This is a genomic window from Thioalkalivibrio sp. ALJ12 (assembly GCF_000378305.1).
In the GTDB taxonomy this organism is placed as follows: Bacteria; Pseudomonadota; Gammaproteobacteria; order Ectothiorhodospirales; family Ectothiorhodospiraceae; genus Thioalkalivibrio.
Genome location: NZ_KB899538.1, coordinates 38107 through 62484, shown reverse-complemented (window position 1 = coordinate 62484; position 24378 = coordinate 38107). Strand labels below are relative to the sequence as shown.

23 protein-coding genes are annotated in these 24378 nt (G+C 67.5%); 14 read left to right on the top strand and 9 right to left on the bottom strand.

The window, feature by feature from the left end; genetic code table 11:
* Position 1: 1 nt before the first annotated feature.
* From F467_RS0100300 to F467_RS0100280, 5 genes are all read right to left on the bottom strand, one after another.
* Positions 2-304 carry a hypothetical protein gene (locus tag F467_RS0100300; RefSeq protein WP_018138962.1) on the bottom strand — a complete coding sequence of 101 codons (303 nt, stop codon included), beginning with the start codon at positions 302-304 and terminating at the stop codon, positions 2-4.
* Positions 305-369: 65 nt separating this feature from the next.
* Positions 370-1503, bottom strand: coding sequence for an alkaline phosphatase family protein (locus F467_RS0100295; RefSeq protein ID WP_018138963.1), 1134 nt, complete (start codon positions 1501-1503; stop codon positions 370-372).
* A gap of 82 nt (positions 1504-1585) precedes the next feature.
* A complete protein-coding gene (locus F467_RS0100290) occupies positions 1586-1906 on the bottom strand; it encodes a BolA family transcriptional regulator (protein WP_018138964.1) in 321 nt (106 codons plus the stop codon).
* 113 nt (positions 1907-2019) lie between these two features.
* Complete coding sequence (locus F467_RS0100285) at positions 2020-2319, bottom strand: type II toxin-antitoxin system RelE/ParE family toxin (protein ID WP_018138965.1); 300 nt, start codon at positions 2317-2319, stop codon at positions 2020-2022.
* Entirely contained in the window at positions 2316-2540 is a 225-nt protein-coding gene (locus F467_RS0100280) for an addiction module protein (RefSeq protein ID WP_018138966.1), read from the bottom strand. Before F467_RS0100280 ends, F467_RS0100285 begins: the two co-directional genes overlap by 4 nt.
* A gap of 117 nt (positions 2541-2657) precedes the next feature.
* Between F467_RS0100280 and F467_RS0100275 the strand changes: the two genes are divergently transcribed.
* The 3 genes from F467_RS0100275 to F467_RS0100265 all read left to right on the top strand — a co-directional run bounded on the left by F467_RS0100275 (position 2658) and on the right by F467_RS0100265 (position 6071).
* Positions 2658-3326: a haloacid dehalogenase type II gene (locus F467_RS0100275; protein ID WP_018138967.1), complete on the top strand. Its 669-nt coding sequence runs from the start codon at positions 2658-2660 to the stop codon at positions 3324-3326.
* Between the two features lie 98 nt (positions 3327-3424).
* Entirely contained in the window at positions 3425-4594 is a 1170-nt protein-coding gene (locus F467_RS0100270; protein ID WP_018138968.1) for a GNAT family N-acetyltransferase/peptidase C39 family protein, read from the top strand.
* Positions 4587-6071, top strand: coding sequence for a RimK family protein (locus F467_RS0100265; RefSeq protein ID WP_018138969.1), 1485 nt, complete (start codon positions 4587-4589; stop codon positions 6069-6071). Before F467_RS0100270 ends, F467_RS0100265 begins: the two co-directional genes overlap by 8 nt.
* A gap of 186 nt (positions 6072-6257) precedes the next feature.
* On the opposite strand, the gene F467_RS0100260 is transcribed toward F467_RS0100265, so the two are convergent.
* Complete coding sequence (locus F467_RS0100260) at positions 6258-6803, bottom strand: glycine cleavage system protein R (protein ID WP_018138970.1); 546 nt, start codon at positions 6801-6803, stop codon at positions 6258-6260.
* A gap of 152 nt (positions 6804-6955) precedes the next feature.
* On the opposite strand from F467_RS0100260, the gene F467_RS0100255 reads away from it, so the two are divergent.
* Positions 6956-9595: a PEP/pyruvate-binding domain-containing protein gene (locus tag F467_RS0100255; protein ID WP_018138971.1), complete on the top strand. Its 2640-nt coding sequence runs from the start codon at positions 6956-6958 to the stop codon at positions 9593-9595.
* A 26-nt stretch (positions 9596-9621) separates the two neighbouring features.
* Here the strand turns inward: F467_RS0100255 and F467_RS0100250 are convergent, their stop codons facing one another.
* Both F467_RS0100250 and F467_RS0100245 read right to left on the bottom strand, forming a co-directional pair.
* Positions 9622-10389: an SDR family oxidoreductase gene (locus tag F467_RS0100250; protein WP_018138972.1), complete on the bottom strand. Its 768-nt coding sequence runs from the start codon at positions 10387-10389 to the stop codon at positions 9622-9624.
* Complete coding sequence (locus F467_RS0100245) at positions 10382-11203, bottom strand: TatD family hydrolase (protein WP_018138973.1); 822 nt, start codon at positions 11201-11203, stop codon at positions 10382-10384. The genes F467_RS0100250 and F467_RS0100245 overlap by 8 nt, the downstream gene beginning before the upstream one ends.
* A gap of 322 nt (positions 11204-11525) precedes the next feature.
* On the opposite strand from F467_RS0100245, the gene pepN reads away from it, so the two are divergent.
* The 6 genes from pepN (at position 11526) to F467_RS0100215 (ending at position 19306) form a co-directional block, all read left to right on the top strand.
* Positions 11526-14162, top strand: coding sequence for an aminopeptidase N (gene pepN / locus F467_RS0100240; RefSeq protein WP_018138974.1), 2637 nt, complete (start codon positions 11526-11528; stop codon positions 14160-14162).
* Positions 14163-14396: 234 nt separating this feature from the next.
* Complete coding sequence (locus tag F467_RS0100235) at positions 14397-14837, top strand: hypothetical protein (protein WP_051068170.1); 441 nt, start codon at positions 14397-14399, stop codon at positions 14835-14837.
* Positions 14838-14981: 144 nt separating this feature from the next.
* Complete coding sequence (locus tag F467_RS0100230; protein WP_018138975.1) at positions 14982-16511, top strand: TolC family protein; 1530 nt, start codon at positions 14982-14984, stop codon at positions 16509-16511.
* Positions 16511-17917 (top strand): multicopper oxidase family protein, encoded by a 1407-nt coding sequence (locus F467_RS0100225; protein WP_018137984.1) that lies wholly within the window; start codon positions 16511-16513, stop codon positions 17915-17917. Before F467_RS0100230 ends, F467_RS0100225 begins: the two co-directional genes overlap by 1 nt.
* Before the next feature lie 108 nt (positions 17918-18025).
* Positions 18026-18394 carry a copper resistance CopC family protein gene (locus F467_RS0100220; protein WP_018137985.1) on the top strand — a complete coding sequence of 123 codons (369 nt, stop codon included), beginning with the start codon at positions 18026-18028 and terminating at the stop codon, positions 18392-18394.
* Between the two features lie 3 nt (positions 18395-18397).
* The gene (locus tag F467_RS0100215; RefSeq protein WP_018137986.1) at positions 18398-19306 is read left to right on the top strand and encodes a copper resistance D family protein; all 909 of its coding nucleotides are present in this window, start codon (positions 18398-18400) and stop codon (positions 19304-19306) included.
* A gap of 43 nt (positions 19307-19349) precedes the next feature.
* On the opposite strand, the gene F467_RS0100210 is transcribed toward F467_RS0100215, so the two are convergent.
* On the bottom strand, positions 19350-20468 hold the full coding sequence (locus F467_RS0100210) for a S1C family serine protease (protein ID WP_026182184.1): 1119 nt from the start codon (positions 20466-20468) through the stop codon (positions 19350-19352).
* 67 nt (positions 20469-20535) lie between these two features.
* Between F467_RS0100210 and F467_RS0100205 the strand changes: the two genes are divergently transcribed.
* The 4 genes from F467_RS0100205 (at position 20536) to F467_RS0100190 (ending at position 24371) form a co-directional block, all read left to right on the top strand.
* On the top strand, positions 20536-21285 hold the full coding sequence (locus tag F467_RS0100205) for a Nif3-like dinuclear metal center hexameric protein (protein WP_026182185.1): 750 nt from the start codon (positions 20536-20538) through the stop codon (positions 21283-21285).
* Positions 21286-21616: 331 nt separating this feature from the next.
* Positions 21617-22219, top strand: coding sequence for a ubiquinol-cytochrome c reductase iron-sulfur subunit (gene petA / locus F467_RS0100200; protein ID WP_026182186.1), 603 nt, complete (start codon positions 21617-21619; stop codon positions 22217-22219).
* Positions 22219-23628 (top strand): cytochrome b N-terminal domain-containing protein, encoded by a 1410-nt coding sequence (locus tag F467_RS0100195; RefSeq protein ID WP_018137990.1) that lies wholly within the window; start codon positions 22219-22221, stop codon positions 23626-23628. Before petA ends, F467_RS0100195 begins: the two co-directional genes overlap by 1 nt.
* A complete protein-coding gene (locus tag F467_RS0100190; protein ID WP_018993169.1) occupies positions 23628-24371 on the top strand; it encodes a cytochrome c1 in 744 nt (247 codons plus the stop codon). The genes F467_RS0100195 and F467_RS0100190 overlap by 1 nt, the downstream gene beginning before the upstream one ends.
* Positions 24372-24378 lie beyond the last annotated feature (7 nt).

Here is a 24378-nt window from a genome sequence, read left to right as displayed (position 1 = left end):
GTCAGGCGTGGCCGACGGTGGTGTCGGTGGTGGCGTGGAAGTAGTCGCTGTCGCGCGCCAGCTCGTCAATCAGCTCGTGCAGCATGGCCAGACGGCTCTCGGCGTCCGCGAACGGGGCGCAGTCCTCGCACAACGGATCGCCGCAGGGCTGGCGGCTGTACAGCCAGAAGTGCACGGCACCGGCCAGCAGGCCGTCGGCGACGTCGCCGGTCTCGGTGGCCTGGCCGTCATCGGCGAGCCGGTTCGCCAGCTCGATCAGGTGCTGGGCGGCGTTGTTGTAGGTCTGGTCGGCGGTGTCGTTCATGGGATCTCGGGACAGTCTTGTTTCAGCCAGCGCCAGCCCGTTTGGCCGGCACAGAACCTGACAGTTTACCGCGACTGGCCGATATTCCGAAGAAACAGGGGAATATGCCGCTCTTCCGGCGACAGGCCGCCGTGGGCGCCGACGAAGAACGGCCCCTCGTCGTCGTCCGGTGGGTCCACCAGGTAGGCGTCCTCCGCGGGCAGCAGCAGGTAGTCGCCGGCGCGTGCCCGCAGCTCGGGGTGCTCCCGGTGATGCCCCGGCGGCAGGCCCAGCGTGCCGGGCCCCAGCCAGTCAGCGGCGGGGACTGCGGCTACGTCCGCGCCGAAGGCGGCGTCCAGGGCCGTCAGGAAGTCCGTGTCGCGTCCTTCGCGCACATGGGCGATGGCGGCACGTGGCTCGCCGGTCAGGCGGTGGCGCAGGCAGGCCTGCACCGCCGGGTGCTCGCGCAGGTCCAGGCGGCGTTCCATGGTACGCATGCCGTGGTCGGCGGTGGTCAGGAACACGCTTTCCGGGCGCTGGATCTGCGCGCAGGTCGCGGTGTAGGCCAGGTCCAGCTGCTTCAGGTGGCGCTCCACCTCCGGGCTTTCCGGGCCGTATTGGTGGCCCAGGTGGTCGAGCTCCGACCAGTAGACGTAGGTGAAATGCGGCCCCGGGGTCGCGTTCACATGCGCGGCCACCCGCGCCGGCAGTTCGGACAGGTCCTCGAAGCCGATGAACGCGGCGGAGCTGTTCATCATGCGGTTGTACGGGGTGCCGCCGATCCAGTCCGGGCCGATCATGGTGGTGTGGCAGCCGAGCCGGTCGACCAGGCGGTCTGGCTGTACGCGGCCGGTCAGCTCGCGGTAGCCGAGCGTGGCCGGGCGGTCCTCGGCGTCGCGCTCCTGGCCCATCAGTACCGTCAGCGTGCGTTCGGCGGACGGCAGGCGGGTGTGCCAGCCGAGCAGGCCGTGCTGCGCGGGCGTGCGCCCGGTCAGGATGCTGGTGATCGCGGTGGCCGTGGTGCTGGGGAACACGGTCTCGAGGTCGGTTACGTAGTCCGCGCCCAGCAGCGGTGTATGGCGGCGATAGCGGGTGGCAAAGCCGTCGATCAGCCACAGCACGATGTGGCGGTCCGGCCCCAGGTGCTCGGATACGCCCGGCAGCGGCGGGTGGCTGGCCGCCGGTTTCAGGCTGGCCTCGATCTGGCCGAGCAGGTCCATCAGCCCCGGCGCTTCCAGCCGAGCGCGCAGGATGTGGTCGACGGCCGATTCGGGCGCGGGGATCTCTGTTAGCGGCAAGGGATCAGGCCTTGCCGCCGTCGCCACCCATGCAGGGCGGGGAGTCGGCGACCTTGCCGGCGCGCTCGAACCACTGGTCCGGGTCCAGCGTGTGCAGCGCCAGGGCGTGGATGCCACCGGCCAGTTCGTCGGCCAGGGCCTGGTTCACCAGCCGGTGCCGCGCGATCAGCTTCTGGTCACGAAAGGCCTCGGACACCACCGTGACCTTGAAATGCGACTCCGAACCCGGCGGCACGTTGTGCATGTGGCTCTCGTTCACCACCTCCAGATGCTCGGGCGCAAAGCGCTCCTCCAGCTTCCGGGTAATGGTCTCCTGCATGGTCATCGACGACTCCATTGCTTCGATTGACGGGACATCGCACTCAGTGTGCCGTGTCGTACCCGCATGTCCAGATCCTTGGCCAGCCGCATGGCTGCCGCTGTCTGGGGGAGCAGTCATCAGCCTTCCCGTGTGCGTTCCTTCCAGTAATCCGGGTGGCGATGCAGGTGCATGACCGCGAGAATCAGGATGCCCCCGTCCTCTTCTGCGTAGAGAACCCCATACGGAAACCGCTTCACGAATGAGCGCCGCACTTCGCCCTCCAGAACGGTCCAGGCACGCGGGTAGGCGATGGCGCGTTGCACCGCTGCAAACACTTCAACTGCAAAATCGTTCCCGAGGCCGGGCTCGATTTCTTCGTAGTACTGAACGGCCTCGGTGAGTTCTTGCTCCGCTTCCGGGTGAAAGCGAAAACTCATCGTTCAAACCGGCTCCATATCCTCTCGAAGACCTGTTCGCCAGGAATCGCTTCGACTGTGCCCGAGCGGATCTCTTCCAGGCGCTTCCGCGAGACCTCCGCCCATTTGCGGTCCACGCCCGCATCGGGGGGGTTCAGGCTGCGCAGGAGGGAATCGACCACCAGAGCGCGCTCTTCCACGGGCAGGGACTCGGCTTCGTCAATAAGGTCTTTGATCTTCATGTCACCATCTTCCTGGTATCGCTGGGGGCGATGACCGGCGCAAGCGGAATTCTCATACTGGCATCTTGTGGCCGGTAGTGCGAGATGGCGGTTTGGTGGTTACATCCGGGAGGGGCTATGCGGCAGACGCTGGCGTTTGATGTGTACGGGACGCTGATCGATACGCAGGGGATTGCGGCGACGCTCGAGGGGTGGATGGGCGACCGGGCGCCGGTGCTGGCGCGGGCCTGGCGCGAGAAGCAGCTGGAGTACACCTTCCGGCGCGGGCTGATGGGGGCGTACGCGGATTTCGACACCTGCACCGAGCAGGCGTTGCGGTACTGCTGCGAGGCACTGGGTATCGCGCTCGAAGCGGAGCAGGAGGCGGAGCTGTTGCGGCGCTATCGAGAGCTCCCGGCCTTCGCCGATGCAGGGCCGGCCCTGGACGAGCTGCGGGCGGAGGGACACCGTCTATTCGCGTTCTCCAACGGGACGGCCGAGACGGTTATCGGGCTGCTGCGGAACGGCGGGCTGACGGATCGCTTCGAGGATCTCGTCAGCGTGGACGAGATTGGCTGCTTCAAACCGGACCCGCGCGTGTACCGGCATTTCCTGCAGCGGGCGAATGCGCTGCCCCGGCAGGCATGGCTGGTTTCAGGCAACCCCTTCGACGTGATCGGTGCGCAGGCTGCGGGCATGCGCACGGTCTGGCTTGACCGGGCGCGGCAGGGCCTGTTCGACCCCTGGGGCAAGGAGCCCACGGCCACCATCGGCGGCCTGGACGAACTGTCCGGGGCACTACGTTAGCCGGGGTCTTGCCGTCGGCAAATATTCCTGCTGGAGCGGCCTATTGGCGCCCGGTGGTTGCGCTACGATGGAGATCGGGCCGCCGCCGGGAGAGGAGCGTGAGCCAGCAGGTCAAGCAACGGGTCGCGCCCGCCGCAGAATCGCCCTTGATCCGTCCGGCCACGCTGGAGGATCTGGAGGCGCTGGTGGCGCTGGAGGATGCGGCGTTCGAGATCGATCGCATCTCGCGGCGGCAATTTCGCTACCTGCTGACGCGCGGGCATGCGGCCACGCTGGTGGCGGAGGGACCCGGCGGGGAGGGCCTGCTCGGCTACGTGATGCTGCTGTTCAGCCGCGGGACGTCGCTGGCGCGGCTGTACTCGATTGCGGTCAGCGCGCGGGCGCGCGGCCAGGGGCTGGGCCGGCGCCTGGTGGAGGCGGCGGAAGACGCGGCGCGCCAGCACGGGCGGACCGATCTGCGTCTGGAGGTGCGGCGCGACAATGCGGCCAGCCTGGCCCTGTTCCGCGGGCTCGGGTATCGCGACTTCGGCACCATCGACGACTACTACGAGGACCACATGGATGCGCTGCGGCTGCAGAAGTCGCTGGCGACCGGCCCCGATCCGGCGCTGGTACGCGCCCCGTACTACGCGCAGACGCTGGAGTTCACCTGTGGCCCGGCTGCGCTGATGATGGCGATGCGCGCGGTGGACCCGGCGCTGAAGCTGGACCGGCGCCTGGAGCTGCGCCTTTGGCGCGACGCCACCACGATTTTTATGACCTCGGGCCACGGCGGCTGCGGGCCGTACGGGCTCGCGCTGGCGGCCGCCCATCGTGGGTTCGAGGTGGAACTGCTGGTGCGCGATCGCGGGGTGGCGTTCGGGGATTCCGTGCGCAGCGCGGAGAAGAAGGAGGTGATGCAGCTGGTGCAGGAGGACATGGTCGAGGAGCTGGAACAGCTCGGGGTGCCGGTGGTGCACGGCCCGGTGAACGTGTCCCAGCTGGAGGCGCGCTTTGGCGAGGGCGGGGTGCCGGTGGTTCTGATCAGCAGCGTGCGGCTGTATGCCGAGCGCTTCCCGCACTGGGTCACGGTGACGGGTTTCGACGAGCGCTTTGTCTACGTGCATGACCCGTTCGTGGACGTGGAGCAAGGGGAGCGCGCGGTGGACTCGGTGAACATGCCGATCGCGCGTGCGGACTTCGAGCGCATGGCGCGCTACGGCCGCGCGGGCCTGCAGGCAGCGGTGATCGTCGGCCCGCGCCGGGCGGCGGAGGGCGCGCATGCCTGAGCACCGCATCCTGGTCGAGCGCCGGGCGGACTGGAAGCCGCACTTCCCCGACCTTCCGGTCATGGCCATCGACGACTACCTGCGCGGCCCGGCCGCCGACGACCCGGCCACCCTGCGTGTGATCAACCTGTGCCGCAGCCAGCGTTACCTGTCCGCCGGGTACTACGGCTCGCTGCTGGCGGAGGCGCGCGGGCACCGGGTGATCCCCAGCGTGCGCACCCTGCAGGACCTGTCGCGCAAGTCCATCTACAGCCTGGATACCGAGGAGCTGGACGAGCGCGTGGCGCGCGTTCTGGGCCGCAGCCGCCAGGGCGCGCAGCCCGAGCGCCTGGAGCTGACCGTGCTGTTCGGCCAGTGCGACGAGCCGGCACTGCAGGAGATCGCCGCGCAGCTGTTCGCCCTGTTCCCCGCGCCGATGTTCCGGGTGGAGTTCCGGCTGCAGGGACGCTGGCAGATCCACGCCCTTCGCCCGTTCGCGCTGAACGCGCTGGAACCCGAGCAGGAGCCAGCCTTCTTCGCCGCGCTGGAGCGCTACCTCTCCAAACCCTGGCGCCGCCGCCGCGGGGCACGCAGCGCGCGCTACGAGCTGGCCATCCTGCACAACCCGGACGAGGCCATGGCCCCGTCCACGCCGGCCACGCTCAAGCGCTTCGCCCGCGCCGGGCAGGAGCAGGGGATGGATGTCGAGCTGATCCAGGCACGCGATCTGCCACGGCTGGCGGAGTTCGACGCCCTGTTTATCCGCGAGACCACGGCCATCGACCACTACACCTATCGCTTCGCGCGCAAGGCCGAGGCCGAGGGCATGGTGGTGATCGACGACGCCGACTCCATCCTGCGCTGCACCAACAAGGTCTACCTGGCCGAACGCCTTGCCGCCCATCGTGTGCCGACGCCAAAGACCGTGATCCTCAACCGCGAGACCATCCTGCGTGCGGAGGAACAGATCGGCTATCCCGTGGTGCTCAAGATCCCGGACGGCAGCTTCTCGCGCGGGGTGTTCAAGGCGAACGACCGCGCCGAGCTGGAATCCATTGCCCGGCGCCTGCTGAAGGAGAGCGATCTGATCCTCGCCCAGGAGTTTGTCTACACCGAGTTCGACTGGCGCATTGGCGTGCTCAACCGCCAGCCGCTGTACGCCTCGCAGTACCTGATGTCGCGCAAGCACTGGCAGATCGTCAACCACGACGCCAAGGGTGGCCCGCGCGAGGGCGGCTTTCGCACGCTGGCACTGGCGGACGTTCCCGCCGCCGTGGTCAAGACGGCCGTCAAGGCCGCCAACCTGATCGGCAATGGCCTCTACGGCGTCGATCTCAAGCAGACCCCGCGCGGCGTGATGGTCATCGAGGTCAACGACAACCCCAACCTCGACGCCGGCATCGAGGACAAGGTCCTCGGCGAAACGCTCTACACCACCCTGATGCAGGACTTCGTCCGCCGCCTCGACGCCGCCCGCCGCCACCGCGCCGCGCCCTGACGTGGCGCGTTGAACGGCGTTACGCTATACGCCATTGGCGTACAGACCGGATGAAGAAGCGTCGTAGGATGTGATGAGCGAAGCGAATCGCATCGGGGGATGCACCGAGCGGGGAAGTGGTGCGTTTCGCTGCGCTCAACGGCAGCCTGTGGGTGCAGGATGTTGCCTACCCGCGTCGGGAGGTGTTCAGGCTACGGCCTCGGGCGGTTCCTGCAGCGGGTCGTGGAGTTCGAGGTCGACCATCAGCTCGTTGGCCAGGGCCTCCAGGTCATCCTGCAGTGTGTGCAGGTCCAGGTCCTCGGGAACGCCCAGGCGGGCCATCGCGCGGAACATCGGCTCGCCGGTCATCGAGCCCGGCTCGCAGGCGGTCTCCAGCGTCTCGACACTTACGCCGTGGTGCGAGAGCACGGCGGTAATGTCCTGCACGATTCCCGGTCGGTCGTGCCCGATCAGGTCCAGCACCACCGGATGCCGCGCCGCCGGCGGCAGTTCGCTGCCCCGCTGGATATGCACCTGCAGCCCGTCGCCTTCGAGCCCGCGCAGCGCGGCCTCCAGCGCGTCGGCGTTCTCGGTATCCACCTCCAGCAGTACCACCCCGGCAAACTGCCCGGCCAGATGTGCCATCCGACTCTCCAGCCAGTTGCCGCCCGCCGCACGTGCCCGGGCCGCTACCGCGCTGACCAGTCCCGGGTGGTCCGGTCCGATGAGCGTCAGAATCAAAGATGTCTTCATGGTCGATCTCCTGTTGCCGCTGGGGCAGGACAGTCCATGGTAAGCCAAGTGACGCCTGCTGGGTGTACTCGCGGTGCCGGGTGGGTGTGCCGAGCGTTGAGCACCTGCGGGGCAGGGGGTACTGTGGGGCGCCCAGACCGCACGGGCGCTTGATGGCCACCGATCGCCAACCTCAGCACGAGGCAGTCTCCACCGGGCTGGACGGCCTGGATCGGGTGCTCGACGGACTGCGGATCGGCGACAACGTGGTCTGGCGGGTCGATGACATCGCGGACTACCGCCGCTTTGTCCGGCCGTTCGTGGCCGCCGCCCGCGCCCAGGACCGTTCCATCATCTATCTGCGCTTTGGCGCGCATGCGCCGCTGGTGGAGCCGGGCCCGGGCATCGAAGTGGTCGCCATCGACGCGTTACGCGGCTTCGAGCCGTTTACCCGCCATGTGTTCCGCCTGATCACCGAGCATGGTCGCGGCGCCTTTTATCTGTGCGACTGCCTCTCCGACCTGCTGGAGGCCTGGGCCACCGACCACATGGTGGGCAACTTCTTCCGCGCCATCTGCCCCTATCTGTACGAGATGGATACGGTGGCCTGGTTCGCGCTGCATCCGCACAGCCATTCGCACACCACGCTGTCGCGCATCCGCGAGACCACGCAGGTGCTGATCGACGTGCGCCGCGCCGGCGAGGCGGTGCATGTGCAGCCGGTGAAGGTGTGGCAGCGCAGCTCGCCGACGATGTTCCTGCCGCACCGTCAGCACGGTACGCAGTTCGTGCCGGTGGTGGACAGCAGCGAGGCCACGCGGCTGCAGGCGTTGCTGGAGGAGCAGCGCCCCGGGCCCCCGCACGGCCGGCAGCTACTGGACTACTGGGACCGCCTGTTCCTCGCCGCCTCCGATGCGCTGGCGGAGGGGGCGCCGGCGGCCGACCGTGCCCGGGTGCAGGACGAGATCCTGCGGGTGCTGATCGGCCGCGACGAGCGCCTGCTGGAACTGGCGCGGCGTCACCTCGGGCTGGAGGAACTGCTGGCGGTCCGCAGCCACATGGTCGGCAGCGGCTACATCGGCGGCAAGGCTGCGGGCATGCTGCTGGCGCGGCGCATGCTGCTCGCGCAGGACCCGCAGCGCTGGAGGCGGGCGCTGGAGCCCCACGACTCGCACTTCATCGGGGCGGACGTGTACTACGCCTATCTGGTGCACAACGGCTGGTGGCCGCGGCTGATGCGCCAGCGCACCGCGGAGGGTTACTTCGACGAGGCGCGCAGCCTGCGCCGGGACATGCTGCACGGCGAGATCCCGCCGGAGGTGCGCCGCGAGCTGGAGCGGGTGCTCGACCACTACGGGCAGTACCCGATCCTGGTGCGTTCCAGCAGCCTCCTGGAAGACGGCTTCGGCAACGCCTTTGCCGGCAAGTACGAGAGCGTGTTCTGCGTAAACCAGGGCAGTCCCGGCGAGCGTCTGGCGCAGCTGGAGGACGCCATCCGCCGGGTCTATGCCTCGACCATGAGCGACGACGCGTTGAGCTACCGCCAGCAGCGTGGCCTGATGGATCAGGAAGAACCCATGGCGCTGCTGCTGCAGCGGGTCAACGGCCGCTACCACGGGCACTACTACCTTCCGGACGCCGCCGGGGTCGGGGTCTCGTGGAACACCTTCGTCTGGGACGGCGCGCTGGATCCGTCCGCCGGGATGCTGCGCCTGGTGCTGGGTCTGGGCACCCGCGCGGTGGACCGGGTCGCGCGCGACCATGCCTGCGTGGTGGCACTGGACCAGCCCGAACGGCGGCCGTTTCGCAGCCCGGAGGAGGCGTACCGCTATTCGCAGCACGCCGCCGACGTCCTCGACATCCAGGCCAACCGCGAGGCCGTCGTCCCCATCCAGGAACTGGCCGAGGCCGCGCCGGACCTGCCCCTGAACCTGCTCGGCGAGGTCGACCGTGAGGCCCGCCGCCGCGCCCGCGAACAGGGGCGCGAGGAGCGCTTGTGGCGGGTGACCTTCACCCCGCTGCTGCAGCGCACCGGCTTCGCCCCGCTGATGCGCGACCTGCTCAAGACCCTGGAGGCCGCCTACGCCCACCCGGTGGACGTCGAGTTCACTGTGCACCTCGACGCCGAAGGCAACGCCGGCGTGAACCTGGTGCAGTGCCGGCCGCTCGCCACCCTGGGCAGCGACCGGCCGGTGGAACTGCCCGGGAAGGTCGACCCGCAGCGGCTGCTGTTCGCCAGCCAGGGCCGCTTTATGGGCGGCAATCTGGACCTTGCCATCGACCGCGTCATCCGCGTGGACGGCGCACGCTACGCCGAGCTGCCCCGCCCGCAGAAATACGCCGTCGCCCGCCTGGTGGGCGCCCTCAACCGCCAGTATGCCACCCCTGGTGACTGCACCACGCTCCTGATCGGCCCCGGCCGCTGGGGCACCAGCACCCCCGAACTGGGCGTGCCCGTGCGCTTCGCCGATATTGACCGCGTGCGCATACTGGTGGAGGTGGCCGACCCCGATGCCGGCATCGTCCCCGACCTCTCGTTCGGCAGCCACTTCTTCCAGGACCTGGTGGAGGCGCGGATCGCCTACGCTGCGCTGTTCCCCGCCGAGGCGGACTGCGAGTACCACCCCGCCTGGCTCGACCGGCACCCCGCGCACACGCCCGAGGTCGACATCGGGGACCCTGTGGACCCCGCGGTACTCGCAACCGTGCAGGTCCATGACACCCGCGACGCCGCCCTGCGGGTGGTCGCCGACGTGGTGCAGCAGCGCCTCGTCTGCTTCCGGGCCGGCTCGACTTTGACGGGTACGGGGTGACGGATCTGTTCCGTCGCCGGAACGAGTCAGTCGGCGTAGATCATGCGGCGGGTCATGCCGCCGTCGGCGGTCCAGATCTGGCCGGTGACGAAGCCGGCGTCGGGGCCGAGCAGAAAGGCGGTGAGGGCGGCGATGTCGCCGGGCTGGCCGACGCGCCCGGCCGGATGCTGGGTGTGGTCCTGTGCGGACAGCGGCTCGGCCTGTTGCTGCTCGGGACTGCGGGTGTCGATCCAGCCGGGGCGGATGGCGTTGACGCGGACCCCCGGGCCGGCGCTGATCGCCAGGGCGTGGGTGAAGGCGTCCAGTCCGCCCTTGCTCGCGGCGTAGGCCTCGGTGTCCGGTTCTGACTGCAGGGCGCGGGTGGAGCTGATGTTGACGATGGCGCCCCGGCGGCGGTGCAGCAGCGGCAGAGCATGCTTGGCGAGCAGGAAGGCGCCGGTGAGGTTGGTGTCCAGCCAGCGCTTCCAGTCGGCGAGTTCCAGCTCTTCCAGTGGTCCGGAGTGCGGGTCGCTGATGCCGGCGTTGTTCACCAGGGCATCCAGGCCGCCGTGCCATTCTTCCGTGCGTCGCACCGCCTCGCGGACCTGTTCCTCGTCGCGGACATCCAGCGTGATGGCCCGGGCGGTGGGGCCCAGCCGCGTGGCGGCCCGTTGGCATTCGGGGCCGTCGATATCGGCCAGCACGACCTGCCAGCCATCCCGCACCAGGCGCTTGGTAATGCCGAGGCCGATCCCGAGCGCCGCGCCGGTGACCAGCGCGACGCGTTGCGACCCGCTGTCCGGGGGTTCAGGCACCGGCGGTTTCGGGCAGGTTGTAGAAGGCGGTGGCGGTGGCGGTCGTGTGGGCGGCGAGGTCTTCCGGGGTCTCGTCGCGCAGGTGGGCCACGTATTCGCCGATGTGGGGGAGGAAGGCGGGTTCGTTGCGCCGGCCGTTGCCGATCTTCTTGCCGCTGCCCTTCGGCAGGGTGCGTGGCAGGAGGTAGGGCGCGTCGGTCTCGATCATCAGGCGGCCGCGCGGGATGCGCGGCACCAGCGGGTGCAGGTGGGTGCCGCGGCGTTCGTCGCAGACCCAGCCGGTGATGCCGATGTGGCAGTCGAGGTCGAGGTATTCCGCCAGGGCATCGGCCTCGCCGGTAAAGCAGTGCACCACAGCGGCCGGCAGCTTGTCGCGCCAGCGCCGCAGGATCTGGGCGAAGTCGTGGTGGGCGTCGCGCTCGTGCAGGAATACCGGCAGGCCGAGGTCGGCGGCCAGCTCCAGCTGGGCCTCGAAGGCGATGCGCTGCTGCGGGCGCGGCGAGTGGTCGCGGTTGTAGTCCAGCCCCATCTCGCCCATGGCGACGACGTTGGCGTCCGCGCGTGCGAGGTCACTGAACCGCGCGGCGATCGCGTCGGTCCACTGCTTTGCCAAGTGCGGATGCAAGCCCAGCGTGGCGCGGCAGCAGTCCGGGTACTGGTCGGCGATCTCCAGGCACTTTTCGCTCTGGTGGGCGTCGGCGCCGGTGATCAGCATCCAGGACACGCCGGCCTCTCGGGCGCGTTCGAGGACCTCGTCGCGTTCCTTGTTGAAGGATTCGTGGGTGAGGTTGAAGCAGATATCGATCCATTCCATGCGCGGTATGCTAACGGATTGTTGTTGTGGTGCCAGTTTCCGGCGCTGGTCGGGGTACAAGTCGGGGTTCGGTCGAGAGATTGCCGCGTCGCCTTCGGCTCCTCGCAATGACGGGAAGAGACGGTGTCATCGCGAGGAGCGCAGCGACGTGGCGATCTCTGTGAGGAACCCCGGTGGTTGGGCCGAGAAACGTGGGGGGTGATGGATGGAGGTTGCCGCGGCGCCTGCGGCGCCTCGCAATGACGTTGCCTTTGTCGGGGTTTAGCGTTCGTGCTTGCCGGGCGTGATACGTGTGGAAAGCGATTGATGACTGGAGTTTGGAATGCGTGATGCGAGTCCCCAGGCGGTTTATCTGAGCGATTACCAGCCGCCGGCGTTTGTGGTGGAGAGCCTGGAGCTGGACTTCGACCTGGCGGCGGCGGCGACCGAGGTGACCACGCGCATGGCGGTGCGGCGCAATCCGCAGGCGGCGGAGCCGAACGGGGCGCTGCGGCTCTACGGCGATGGCGTGGAGCTGGTGTCGCTGACCGTGGATGGCGCGGAGCCGGGCGAAGGCCTTCTGGAGCAGGACGGCGAGGGCCTGCTGCTGCACGGCCTGCCGGAGTCGGCGCGGCTGGAGATCGTCAGCCGTTGCCACCCGGAGCAGAACACCGCGCTGGAAGGCCTGTACGCCTCCAGCGGCAATTTGTGCACGCAGTGCGAGCCGGAGGGCTTTCGCCGCATCACGTTCTTCCCCGACCGTCCGGATGTGCTGACCACCTACCGCGTGCGGCTGGAGGCGGACCGGGGGCAGTACCCGGTGCTGCTGGCCAACGGCAACCGCGTGGAGGCCGGCGAGCTGGACGGCGGGCGCCACTACGCGGTGTGGGAGGACCCGTTCCCCAAGCCGTCGTACCTGTTTGCGCTGGTCGCCGGGGATCTGGCCTGCCAGCGCGACACCTTCACGACCATGTCCGGGCGCGAGGTCGCGCTGGAGCTGTTTGTGGAGGCGCATAACGCGGATCGTTGCGATCATGCGCTGGCCTCGCTGAAGCGCGCGATGCGTTATGACGAGGAGGCCTTCGGCCGCGAATACGATCTGGACGTGTACATGATCGTCGCGGTGGACGACTTCAACATGGGGGCGATGGAGAACAAGGGGCTGAACCTGTTCAACGCCAAGTACGTGCTGGCCAGCCCCGACACCGCCACCGACAGCGACTTTGTCGCCATCGAGTCGGTGATCGCCCACGAGTATTTCCACAACTGGTCCGGCAACCGCGTGACCTGCCGCGACTGGTTCCAGCTGTCGCTGAAGGAGGGGCTTACGGTCTTCCGCGACCAGGAGTTCACCACCGACTGCACTCTGTTTGGCGTCAAGCGCATCGACGATGTCGCCATGCTGCGCGCCTTCCAGTTCCCGGAGGACGCCGGACCGCTGGCACACCCGGTGCGCCCGGACCACTACGCCGAGATCAACAACTTCTACACCCTGACCGTTTACGAGAAGGGCGCGGAGCTGATCCGCATGCTGCGCACCCTGATCGGGCGCGAGACCTTCCGCCGCGGGCTGGACCTCTACTTCGAGCGCTTCGATGGCCAGGCCGTGACGACGGACGACTTTGTCGCGGTGATGGCCGAGGCCAGCGGTCGCGATCTCTCCCGCTTCAAGCGCTGGTACACCCAGGCCGGCACGCCGCATGTGACCGCGAGTACCGCCTTTGACGGCCCCGGTGGTCCCGCCCGCATCACGCTCGCGCAGGAGACCCCGCCAACGCCCGGGCAGGACCACAAGGATCCGCTCGTGATCCCGGTGCGCATGGCCTTTCTCGATGCCCAGGGGCGGCGGATCCAGGCCCTCCGCGAGGGCGACGCCGCCGAGTGCGACGAATGGGTTCTGGAGCTGGATGCCGCCGAGCACACCTTCTGCTTCGAGAATCTGTCTGCCGAGCCGGTCGCGATCTCCTGGCTGCGCGGCTTCTCCGCCCCGGTGATCCTGAACGCCAATCAGGGCGTGGACGAACTGGCTCACCTGCTGGCGCACGACGACGACGCCTTCGCCCGCTGGGAGGCGGCGCAGACCCTGTTCCGCCGCGCAATCCGTGCGCGCATCGAGGATGACGCCGCCGACTCCGCGCTGGAGGCCGCCATCGAGCACGCCCTGCATGCCCTGATCGAGGCCCCGGCGATCGAGCCGGTGCTGCTGGCGACCATCCTGCAGCTGCCGCCCACGCGCGAGCTGGCCGAGCTGTTCGAGCGCGTCGACCCGGTGCGCCTGCGCATGGAGCGCGACGACCTGGAGAAGCGCCTCTATGCCCCGCTGGCGGGTGCGATGCAGCAGATCCAGCCGAAGCTGGACGATGTGGACAACGGCGCCTTCACCGCCGAGGCGATGGGCCGGCGCCAGCTGCGCAACCGCCTGCTGGCGCTGCGCGTGGCGGCCGGCGACCAGGCTGCGGTGCCCGAGGCCCTGGCGCAGTACCAGAAGGCGCGCAGCATGACCATGCGCATGGGCGCGCTGAATGCGGTGAACGAGCTCGATCACGAGGCCCGCCAGGTGCTGCTGACGGACTTCGAACAGCGCTACCGCGACGACCCGCTGGTGCTGGACAAGTACTTCGGGCTGCAGGCCGGCAGTCAGGTCCCGGGCGGCTTCGAGCGCCTGGACGCGCTGCTGGAGCACCCGGGGTTCCGCTGGACCAACCCGAACCGGGTGCGCGCGGTATTGGGGCCTTTCATGGCGCGCAACGAACGCCACTTCCACCAGGAGGACGGCGCGGGCTACCGCCGCATGGGCGGCTTCGTCGAGAAGCTGGATGCGATGAACCCGCAGACCGCCGCGCGCCTGGCCCAGCCGCTGACCCGCTGGCAGAAGGTGGACAGCGCCCGCGGCGAACAGATGCGCGCGGAACTCGAGCGCCTCGCCGCGCTCGAACTGTCGCGCGACCTGCGTGACGTGATCGAACGCGCGCTCGCGTAGGAGGCCAGCCCCCTGGCCGATGGGGCGACGGGAATGTGTGTGGGAGCGGGCTTGCCCGCGAAGCCCCTGCCAAAGCCGGATGCGGGCAGGGGCATTCGCGTGCAGGCACGCTCCCACAGGGGTGCGCTGATGTGTGCGGGCTGTGGTAGCGTAACGGCGGGTTATCGGGGTGATGCCCCTTGAGATGAGGGTTTGGCCGACGTGAAACGGGTCTTCTACCGACTGCTGTGCTGGATGCTGGTGCTGGCGATCGCCGGCCTGCCGGCGCTTGCGGCCGTCGCGAGCGAGGGCGACGGTCACGCCGGGCATGCGATGCACGGGGCCCAGTCGAAGGGTGACCAGCCTGCGGATCACGCGGCCCATGAGCACTCACATGATCACTCGCACGGCGACGACCATGATCACCATGCGCAGGACGGTCATGCCGATACCCGGCATGGCGGTGACCACGCCCATGAAGCATCCGATTCCTCTGACGCCAGCGGGGTGATCGTGCACGCGGATTGCGTGGACGCGGCCTGTCTGGCGAGTTGCTCGGCCTGCAGCCACTGCCAGGGCATGCCGTCCATCACCGGGATGCACCTGCTGACCCCGGTCACGCAGGCCATGAGCCTGTATTCCTTCCAGAGCGGTCCGCCTGCGGCCGCGTTGTACCGCCCCCCCATCCTCTCCTGATCTGACTACCGGCCCGAGCGCCGGGGCTGTCCGCTTATCCGGGTTCCACCCGGTGCTGGCGGACGGCAAGGCCGTGTCGCGCGTTCGCGCGGGATGCGGAATCGAAGTCTGATCAAGGAGATTTTCACGATGCGAGCAACCCGATTGCTGCTCCCCGTCGTTTCGGTGCTGTTCCTCGCCGGTTGCGCGGTCACCGCGCCCGAGCTGGACCGCTCCGAACTGGCGGAGGACATCTCGGTGCAGGGGATCGACCTGCCCGAGTCGGAGATGCCCCGCCCCTCCGGCGAGCTGACGCTCGAGGAGGCCATTCATCAGGCCCTGTGGCGCAACCCGCGCATGCAGCAGGCCTACGCCAAGCTGGATCTGACGGCCGCCGACGTGGTCGAGGCCGCCCAGTTTTCCAATCCCACCCTGTCGCTGTCGGTGATGCGCCCCGAGGGCGGTGGCGGCAACGAGACGGGGGTTGGCCTGGCCTGGGGTATTTCCGGCCTGCTGATGCGCAGTGCCCGTCAGGACATTGCCGAATCCCACTGGGAGTCCACCCGTCTGCAGCTGGCCGAAGGCATGGTGGCCCTGGCCTCGGACACCGAGCGTGCCTGGTATGACGCGGTGGCCGCGCGCCAGCGGGCTCAGGTACAGGCGCTGGAGACCCGTGCCGCGGATCTCGGCTCGCTGCTGGGCGAGCGCTTCTATGACGCCGGCAATATCCCCGACCTGAAGCGGGCACAGCTGCGCATCCGTGCGGCCGAGGCCCGGCTGAAGCTCGAGGATGCGCGGCAGCGCGAGCGCGAGACCCGTCTGCGCCTGGCCCACCTGATGGGGCTGCCCGGCCAGGTGGATGGCTGGGAGGTCCCCGGCAAGCTGCCACTGCCGCTGGCCGGTGTGGAGGATCGCGATGCCCTGGTCGAGCAGGCGCTGGAGCAGCGTCTGGACCTGCGGGCCCTGGACCATGCCCTGGAGGGGCTCACCGAGGGGGTGGCCCTGGTGCGGCGCTATCGCTGGCTGGGCGACATCGAGCCCGGTATCGAGTTCGAGCGCGAGAGCGACGGCACCCGCCTGTGGGGCGGTGGTATCTCCTTCACCCTGCCGATCTTCAACCAGAACCAGGCCGGCATCGCCCGCGCCGAGGCGCGGCTTTCGGACGGCGAGGCCCGCCGGGTCCGGCTGGAGCAGGCGGTCACCGCCGATGTGCACCAGCACTTTGTCCGCCTGGCCCATCACCGCGACAAGTTCGGCACCAAGCGCTACGAACTGCTGCCGGCCCGGGAGATCGAGCTGGAGCGCGTGCAGGAGCGCGTGAACTTCATGTTCGACGATGTCTTCGACCTGCTGGTGACCAAGCAGGAAGAGCTGGCCGACTGGCAGCGCGCGGTGGCCGCACTGGGCGAATACTGGCGGGCCCGGGTGGACCTGGCCTTCACCGTGGCCGGCGAGCTGCCGGGCGGGGTGCCGGGTGACGAGGGCTATCTCGAAACCGACGCGCTCGAACATGACCCGTCCGCGATGGATCACGGGGACCACGGCGGTCACGGAGATCACGGAGATCACGGAGATCACGGAGATCACGGAGATCACGGAGATCACGGAGATCACGGAGATCACGGAGATCACGGAGATCATGACCATGGCGATCACGGTGACCACGGCGACGACGGTCACGGAGGGCATCACTGATGAAACGGCGTAACTTCCTGCTGGCCGCCGGCGCGGCAATGCTGCCGGCAACCACCCTGACCCGGGTGATGGCCGAAACGGGTCACGAGCACCACAACGAGGGCGATGCCACGCCCGGCGAACGCACCGAACAGGGCTACATGCCGGTGCATACGCCGAACGGCTGGACCCTGCCGTACGAAATGAACAACGGCGTGAAGGAGTTCCATCTGGTCGCCGAGGAGATCGAGCACGAGTTCGCACCCGGTTCGGTGGCCAAGTGCTGGGGCTACAACGGCACCACCCCGGGGCCGACCATCGAGGCGGTGGAGGGCGACAAGGTCCGCATCTACGTGACCAACCGCCTGCCGGAATACACCTCGGTGCACTGGCACGGCATCCATCTGCCCTCGGGCATGGATGGGGTGAAGGGCGTGACCCAGCCGCCGATCCATCCGGGGGAGACCTTCGTCTACGAGTTCGAGCTGAACCAGCACGGCACGCACATGTACCACCCGCATGCCGACGAAATGGTGCAGATGGCGATGGGGATGATGGGGATGTTCATCATCCACCCGAAGGACGGCGAGATCGAACCGGTGGACCGTGACTACGCGATCCTGCTGCACAACTGGGGCCTGCATCCCGGTACCCGCACGCCCGATCCGTCGATCATGGTGGACTTCGATCTGTGGTCGATGAACTCCAAGGTCTTCCCGGCTATCGACTCTCTGGTGGCGAAGACTGGCGAGCGCGTGCGCATCCGCATGGGCAACCTGTCGATGTGGAACCACCCGATGCATGTGCACGGGGTGTCGTTCGAGGTGACCGGCTCCGATGGCGGGCGCTGGCCGCGCGAGCAGTGGCGCAAGGAGACCACCGAGATCGTGGCGGTCGGCCAGACCCGCGATATCGAGTTCACGGCACCGCCGGGGGACTGGGCCTTCCACTGCCACATGACGCATCACACCATGAATCCGATGGGGCATGGCATCGCCAACACCCTGGGCGTGGACCAGTCCGGTCTCGAGGAGGAGATCCGCACGTTGCTGCCGGGCTACATGGCCATGGGCGAGCACGGCATGGCGGATCACCAGGACCACACCGATGGCGGCCATATGCGCGGGCCGGAGAACACCTTGGCGATGGGCATGGGCCAGGGACCGTTCGGCAACATCGGCATGGGCGGCATGTTCACCCTGATCAAGGTGCGCGACGACCTGGAGCCCGGGGATTTCCGTGATCCGGGCTGGTACTGGCACCCGGACGGGGAGGTCGCCCGCCGTGTGAGCAGCGACCCCGACTTCGGTAGTCCGGTGCGCCGCGGCAAGGTCGCGGGTGCGGATTCCGACGGGCTCCCGACCCCCAGTCGCGATGCCCATGGCGGGCATGGAGGACACAACGGCCACGGAGGCCATAACCACTGAGTTTCCACCGGTGCGGGCACCGGGACCGCCGCAAGGCGGCCCCCGGTGGCCTGCGGCCGGCGGACTCTAAGACGACACGACTGCACTTAACAAAGAGGACACTCAATCATGATGACGATTCGTACCCGTAATACCCTGCGTTCCGCCCTTGCGGCCCTGCTGCTGGCTGTCGCCGCGCCCCTGCTGGCTCACGAGGGCGAGATGGGGCATGTGCCCGAGGACGGCTCCACGGTGCAGGGGACCCCGGAGGAGATCGGGATTCACTTCGATGGCGCGATGCGCATTACCCAGTTCGACGTGATCGGCCCGCGTGGCCGGGTCTCCCTGGAAGACCAGCCCGGCAATGACCCGACCGAGGAATACCATGTGCGCCCGGCCGGCGACCTGGAACCGGGTCGTTACGAGGTGCGCTGGCGCGGCCTGGCTCGTGACGGCCACATGATGTCCGGGACCTTCCGCTTTACGGTGGAGGACTGAGCCGTGGCCTGGCTGTCTGCGCTTGCCGGTGTGGATGCCTGGACGGTCGCCATGATCCTGGTGGCGGCCGGCTTCTATGCCGGTGCCTTGCTGGCGGCCGGGGCGGTGCTGTTTCGCCTGGCGTTTCCGGATCTGCCCGATCCGGAACGTCGGGCGGCCAGCCGCACGGGGGCGATCGCGGCCTGGGCCGCGATCGTGCTGGCCGTGATCGAGTGGCCGCTGCAGGCCGGGTATCTCGGGGGTGGCAATGGTGCCGCCGCAGTCGACCCCATGCTGCTCGGCATGGTATTCGAGGGCGCGCAGGGGACTCAGCTAATCCTCGCCGTGAGTGGCTTGCTGCTGGTACAGGCGATCTTGCTGGATGCCCGGCGCCTGCCGGGGCTCGGGCATGGCTTGAGTCTCGGAGGCGTGTTGCTGGTCATGCTCGCCTTAGTCCAGGTCGGGCACACGGTCGACGAACCCCGCTGGTTGCTCGGCGGGCTGCTGGTGCTGCACCTGCTGGCGGCTGCATTCTGGATTGGTTCGTTATGGCCCCTGTATCGCCTGGCAGGACACCCAGCTGGCGGAGCGGATGCCGTACGCATCCTGGATCGCTTCGGTCGGGTGGCGGTGTTCGGGGTTGGCCTGCTGGTGCTCGCGGGCGTTGTCCTGGCTGCGCTTCTGCTCGGCGGGGTCACGCCACTGCTCACTACCGGCTACGGGCAGTTCCTGATCGGCAAGGTGCTGATTGTGGCCCTGCTCCTGCTGCTGGCGGCGTCCAACAAGTGGCGCCTGGTGCCCGCCTTCGAGCGGGGCGAGCCCCGGGCCCCGCAGCGCCTCCGGCGCAGTATCGCGATGGAGATCGGACTGGTGGGGCTGGTGTTGCTGGTCACGGCCATACTGACCACGGTCAGTTCCCCGGCCAACGGGTAGAGAAAGGGGCGCCTCCCGGACATCCGGGAGGTGCCATTGGGTATCAGATCGGGCGCTGGGCGACAGTGGCCTCGAGCTCGACTTCCTCGCCGTCGCGCAGGAGTTTGATCGTCAGTTCGGCGCCCGGATCGGTCCGTGCAATGACATTCAGGGCCTCGCGCGGGCTGTTGAGCGCGTCGTCATTGAGGTGGGTGATTACGTCGCCGATCTCGATGCCGGCCTCCTGGGCGGGGCCGTCACGCAGGATGCCGGCGACCAGGACCCCGCGTGGGGCATCCAGCCCGAAGGAGTCGGCCAGTTCGCGGTTCATCGCCTGGACTTCGATCCCCAGCCAGCCGCGGGAGACATAGCCTTGTTCGATGATCTCGGTCATTACGTCGCGGGCGAGGTCCACCGGGATCGCGAAGCCAATGCCATGGGACCCCCCGGAGCGCGAGAAGATCGCGGTATTGATGCCGATTACCTCGCCCTTGGCATTGATCAGTGCGCCACCGGAGTTGCCGGGGTTGATCGCCGCGTCGGTCTGAATGAAGTCCTCGAAGGTGTTGATCCCGAGCTGGTTGCGCCCGGTGGCGGAGACGATCCCCTGGGTCACGGTCTGCCCGACACCGAAGGGGTTGCCGATCGCGAGCACGACGTCACCGACCCGCAGCTCGCGGGAGTGGCCAACCGTGGCCACGGCCACGTCGTCGGTGCGGATGCGCAGGACGGCGAGGTCGGTATCGGGGTCGATGCCGATAATCTCGGCCGGATGGGCGTCGCCATTGGGCAGGACCACAGCGATCGCGTCGGCCTCCTCGATCACGTGGTGGTTGGTCAGGATATGGCCCCGATCGGTCATGATGACGCCGGAACCCAGGCTGGCCTGCTCGGTATCGCCCGGGGGCACGGGCTGGCCAAAGAACTCGTGCAGGTCGAGGATGCCGGGGGTGTCGAGCACGCGCGAGGTCATGATGTTGACCACGGCCGGCGCGGCCCGCTCGACCCCGTCGGCGTAGCTGAGCGCGGCACTGCTGGTCGTGGAGAGCGGGGCGGCGACTTGCAGCTCCGCCTGCTCGCCCCGGTCGCGGTCAAGCACATGCGGAAAGAACACGGCGACGACCACGGCGATCGCCACGCCGGTCAGGGCCGCTTGCAGCAGGAAACGCGAGAAATTCACCATATAGTGAATATACCGAAATGGGATGGGCTGCACAGCCGCCGATCCCGGTCCAGCCGGAGAACCGATCGTGATCGAACGTGACGTATTAATGCAGGTCCTGAACGAGGAGCTCCAGCCGGAGCGCTTTCGCGACTATTGTCCGAACGGGTTGCAGGTAGAGGGGCGGGCCGAGGTGCGCCGCATCGTCAGCGGGGTGACGGCATCGCTGGCGCTGGTCGAGGCCGCGATCGAGGACGGGGCCGACACGATCCTGGTGCATCACGGCTATTTCTGGAAGGGCGAGCCAGAGGTGGTTACTGGCATGAAGCGTGAACGCCTGCGCCGGCTGCTGGAGCACGAGATCAATCTGGTGGCCTACCACCTGCCGCTGGATGCGCATCCGGAGCTGGGCAACAACACCCAACTGGCCAATCGCCTCGGATTCGCGATCGAGGGGGTGCTGCGCGAGGACGGCGTGGGCCAGTACGGTCGTTCTGCCGCCGAGGTGTCGGGGGCGGACCTGCGCGACCACATCTCCGCCGTGCTGGGGCGCGAGTGTCTGTGGGTGCCGGGCGGCGAGCGGCCGATTCGGCGCGTTGCCTGGTGCACTGGCGGGGCGCAGTCATTACTGATGGAGGCGGCGGCGCAGGGTGTGGATGCCTATATCAGTGGCGAGATTTCCGAGCAGACCACTCACGAGGCGCGCGAGAGCGGGGTGCACTACTTCGCCGCGGGGCATCATGCGACCGAGCGCTACGGGGCGCCTGCCCTGGGGGAATGGTGCGCCGAACGTTTCGGTCTGGAGCACCGGTTCATCGACATCGACAACCCTGCCTGACCGGCGCCCCGGCGAGCGCACATTCGCGGGGCAATCTGCTCTTGCCGGGGGCGCTGAAATCCCGCCTTTATCATGAATAACTTATGATCGATTGGGCGCGTCTGGCGACGCCGTCCGCCCGGTCTTAAGGCGTTCACCTACTTGACCTTATTAGCGTGTTCGGGAATTCTATCGGATTTTACTGGCCGCCCCGCGGTGGCCTGCCCGTTCGCCCGTGAGCGCGCCCAGGGCGGCGCGCTCACGGGGCAGTCTGCGGGCATCTCCGCACCCTCGTCCGCGTATCGAGTGGCTGCCGAGACACGATTTCAACACGTTGTTTGGAGAGACAAACATGGCAAACCAAGGCGTAAATCGAGGCCGTCGCCGGTTCCTCGTCGCCGCGACGACAGTCGTCGGCGGTGCCGGTGTCGCAGCGGTCGCGACCCCGTTCCTGGCGTCCTTGCAGCCCAGCGCTCGCGCTCAGGCAGCAGGGGCTCCGGTCGAGTTCGACGTGACCGAGGTCGAGGCCGGCCAGCGCGTCAGCATCGAGTGGCGTGGACAGCCGATCTGGATCGTGCGGCGTACCGACGAAATGCTGGATGGTTTGTCCCAGGTGACCGATCGCCTGCGCGATCCGGATTCCGAGAACGAGGCCCAGCAGCCGGAATACGCGCAGAACGAGCATCGCTCGATCAAGCCGGAAATCCTGGTGCTGATCGGGATCTGCACTCACCTCGGGTGCTCGCCGTCGTTCCGTCCGGAGATCGGCGATCCCGGCATGGGCTCCGACTGGCAGGGCGGCTGGCTGTGCGGTTGCCACGGTTCCCGCTTCGACATGGCCGGTCGCGTCTATCGCAACATGCCGGCGGTCGACAACCTCGAGGTGCCGCCGCACCACTACATCACGGACAACCTGCTGCTCGTGGGTGAAGATGAAGACGGAGGAGCTGTCTGATGGCCGGTAATCCCGCGGAAAAGTGGCAGGGTGGGCTGCTGGGCTGGGTTGACGCCCGCTTCCCCCTGTCCCAGATGTGGAACGAACATCTGGCTCAGTATTACACGCCGAAGAACTTCAACTTCTGGTATTTCTTCGGCTCCCTCGCCCTGCTGGTGCTGGTCATTCAGATCGTCTCCGGCATCTTCCTGACCATGTTCTACAAGCCTGATGCCGAGCTGGCCTTTGCGTCGGTCGAGTACATCATGCGCGACGTGGAATGGGGCTGGCTGATCCGCTACATGCACTCCACAGGCGCCTCGATGTTCTTCGTGGTGGTCTATCTGCACATGTTCCGGGCGCTCATGTACGGCTCCTACAAGAAGCCGCGCGAGCTGATCTGGATCTTCGGTGTGCTGATCTATCTGGTGCTGATGGCCGAAGCCTTCGCCGGCTACCTGCTGCCGTGGGGTCAGATGTCCTACTGGGGCGCGCAGGTGATCGTGAACCTGTTCCAGACCATCCCGTACATCGGGCCGGATCTGGTGACCTGGATTCGTGGTGACTTCCTGCTGTCCGATGCCACGCTGACGCGCTTCTTCGCGCTGCATGTGATTGCCCTGCCGCTGGTGCTGATCCTGCTGGTGGCCGCGCACATCATCGCGCTGCACGAAGTGGGTTCGAACAACCCCGATGGCGTCGAGATCAAGAAGAACAAGGACGAGAACGGCATCCCGAAGGATGGCATCCCGTTCCACCCGTACTACACCGTCAAGGACATCGTCGGCGTCGGCGTCTTCCTGATGGTGTTCGCCGTCATCATGTTCTTCTTCCCGATGGGCGGCGGTCTGTTCCTGAAGCCGGACAACATGATCCCGGCCGACCCGCTGGTTACACCCGAGCTGATTCCGCCGGTCTGGTACTTCACCTCGATGTACTCGGTGCTGCGTTCCGTGCCGGATCCGTTCCTCGGCGTGGTGGCCATGGGTGCAGCGGTGATGATGCTGTTCTTTATCCCCTGGCTGGACCGCAACCCGGTTCTGTCGATGCGCTATCGCTCGTTCGCAGCCAAGTTCAACCTGGCGGCGTTCGTGGTGGCTTTCGTGATCCTGGGCTGGCTGGGTCTGCAGCAGGCGACCACGATGATCAGCGAAATGAGCTTCCGCTGGTCGCTTGTGTACTTCGCGTTCTTCTTCCTGCTGTGGTTCCTCAGTCGGGAGCGCTCCGCGGCGGCCAGTCTGATTCTGTTCGCGGTGGTCGTGGGTATCTACACCCTCTACGACATCACGCGCTTCGATCCGAGTGACGCTAGCCTGATTATGTGGTCCTGGCTGATCCCGACCGTGCATCTGTTTGTCTGCATGGTGGTCCCGGTGTTTGCCCGGGGTCTGGGTCGTGATCGTGCCGTTCCGGAAAGGGTGACTTCGTAATGAAAACGTTTATCGCAACGACTGTTATGGCCCTGGCGGCCCTGTTCACCGTGCCGGCGGCCTCGGCTGCAAGCGCCAGCGGTGATCTGCAAAAAGCCAATGTGGACGTGACCAACCAGGCGTCGCTGCAACGCGGCGCCCGGCTGTACATGAACTACTGCATGGCCTGTCATTCCACCCAGTACATGCGTTACAACCGTGTGGGTCGCGACATCGGTCTGACCGAAGAGCAGGTCACCGAGAACTTCATCTTCATCACCGATGAGGATGGCGACCTGGTGAACCCGGGCTCGCTGATGAAGAACGCGATGTCCGACTCCTATGCCGACGAGGCCTTTGGTGTGACGCCGCCGGATCTGACCCTGGCGACCCGCATTCATGGCGAAGACTGGGTGTACACCTTCCTCAAGAGCTTCTACATCGACGAGGACCGCCCGCTGGGTGCCAACAACACGGTGTTCAGCAACGTCGGCATGCCGCATGTGCTGTGGGAGCTGCAGGGCTGGCAGGAGCTGGTCGAGGACGATGACGGAAACGAGCGGCTGGAGCTTGTACGCAATGGCTCGATGAGCCAGAGCGAGTACGATCGCGCAGTGCGTGACCTGGTCACCTACCTTTCGTACATGGGCGAACCGATGCAGCTCGACCGTCAGCGCATTGGCCTGTACGTCCTGATCTTCCTGGCCGTGTTTACCGTGCTGGCCTACTTCTTGAAAAAGGAGTACTGGAAAGACGTACACTAGGCGGCCT

What these genes read in the sequence shown, in the direction of transcription:
- F467_RS0100300 (WP_018138962.1), bottom strand. Translation starts at nt 304, where the DNA reads ATGAACGACACCGCCGACCAGACCTACAACAACGCCGCCCAGCACCTG.
- F467_RS0100295 (WP_018138963.1), bottom strand. Translation starts at nt 1,503, where the DNA reads ATGGACCTGCTCGGCCAGATCGAGGCCAGCCTGAAACCGGCGGCCAGC.
- F467_RS0100290 (WP_018138964.1), bottom strand. Translation starts at nt 1,906, where the DNA reads ATGACCATGCAGGAGACCATTACCCGGAAGCTGGAGGAGCGCTTTGCG.
- F467_RS0100285 (WP_018138965.1), bottom strand. Translation starts at nt 2,319, where the DNA reads ATGAGTTTTCGCTTTCACCCGGAAGCGGAGCAAGAACTCACCGAGGCC.
- F467_RS0100280 (WP_018138966.1), bottom strand. Translation starts at nt 2,540, where the DNA reads ATGAAGATCAAAGACCTTATTGACGAAGCCGAGTCCCTGCCCGTGGAA.
- F467_RS0100275 (WP_018138967.1), top strand. Translation starts at nt 2,658, where the DNA reads ATGCGGCAGACGCTGGCGTTTGATGTGTACGGGACGCTGATCGATACG.
- F467_RS0100265 (WP_018138969.1), top strand. Translation starts at nt 4,587, where the DNA reads ATGCCTGAGCACCGCATCCTGGTCGAGCGCCGGGCGGACTGGAAGCCG.
- F467_RS0100260 (WP_018138970.1), bottom strand. Translation starts at nt 6,803, where the DNA reads ATGAAGACATCTTTGATTCTGACGCTCATCGGACCGGACCACCCGGGA.
- F467_RS0100255 (WP_018138971.1), top strand. Translation starts at nt 6,956, where the DNA reads ATGGCCACCGATCGCCAACCTCAGCACGAGGCAGTCTCCACCGGGCTG.
- F467_RS0100245 (WP_018138973.1), bottom strand. Translation starts at nt 11,203, where the DNA reads ATGGAATGGATCGATATCTGCTTCAACCTCACCCACGAATCCTTCAAC.
- pepN (WP_018138974.1), top strand. Translation starts at nt 11,526, where the DNA reads ATGCGTGATGCGAGTCCCCAGGCGGTTTATCTGAGCGATTACCAGCCG.
- F467_RS0100235 (WP_051068170.1), top strand. Translation starts at nt 14,397, where the DNA reads ATGCTGGTGCTGGCGATCGCCGGCCTGCCGGCGCTTGCGGCCGTCGCG.
- F467_RS0100225 (WP_018137984.1), top strand. Translation starts at nt 16,511, where the DNA reads ATGAAACGGCGTAACTTCCTGCTGGCCGCCGGCGCGGCAATGCTGCCG.
- F467_RS0100220 (WP_018137985.1), top strand. Translation starts at nt 18,026, where the DNA reads ATGATGACGATTCGTACCCGTAATACCCTGCGTTCCGCCCTTGCGGCC.
- F467_RS0100210 (WP_026182184.1), bottom strand. Translation starts at nt 20,468, where the DNA reads ATGGTGAATTTCTCGCGTTTCCTGCTGCAAGCGGCCCTGACCGGCGTG.
- petA (WP_026182186.1), top strand. Translation starts at nt 21,617, where the DNA reads ATGGCAAACCAAGGCGTAAATCGAGGCCGTCGCCGGTTCCTCGTCGCC.
- F467_RS0100195 (WP_018137990.1), top strand. Translation starts at nt 22,219, where the DNA reads ATGGCCGGTAATCCCGCGGAAAAGTGGCAGGGTGGGCTGCTGGGCTGG.
- F467_RS0100190 (WP_018993169.1), top strand. Translation starts at nt 23,628, where the DNA reads ATGAAAACGTTTATCGCAACGACTGTTATGGCCCTGGCGGCCCTGTTC.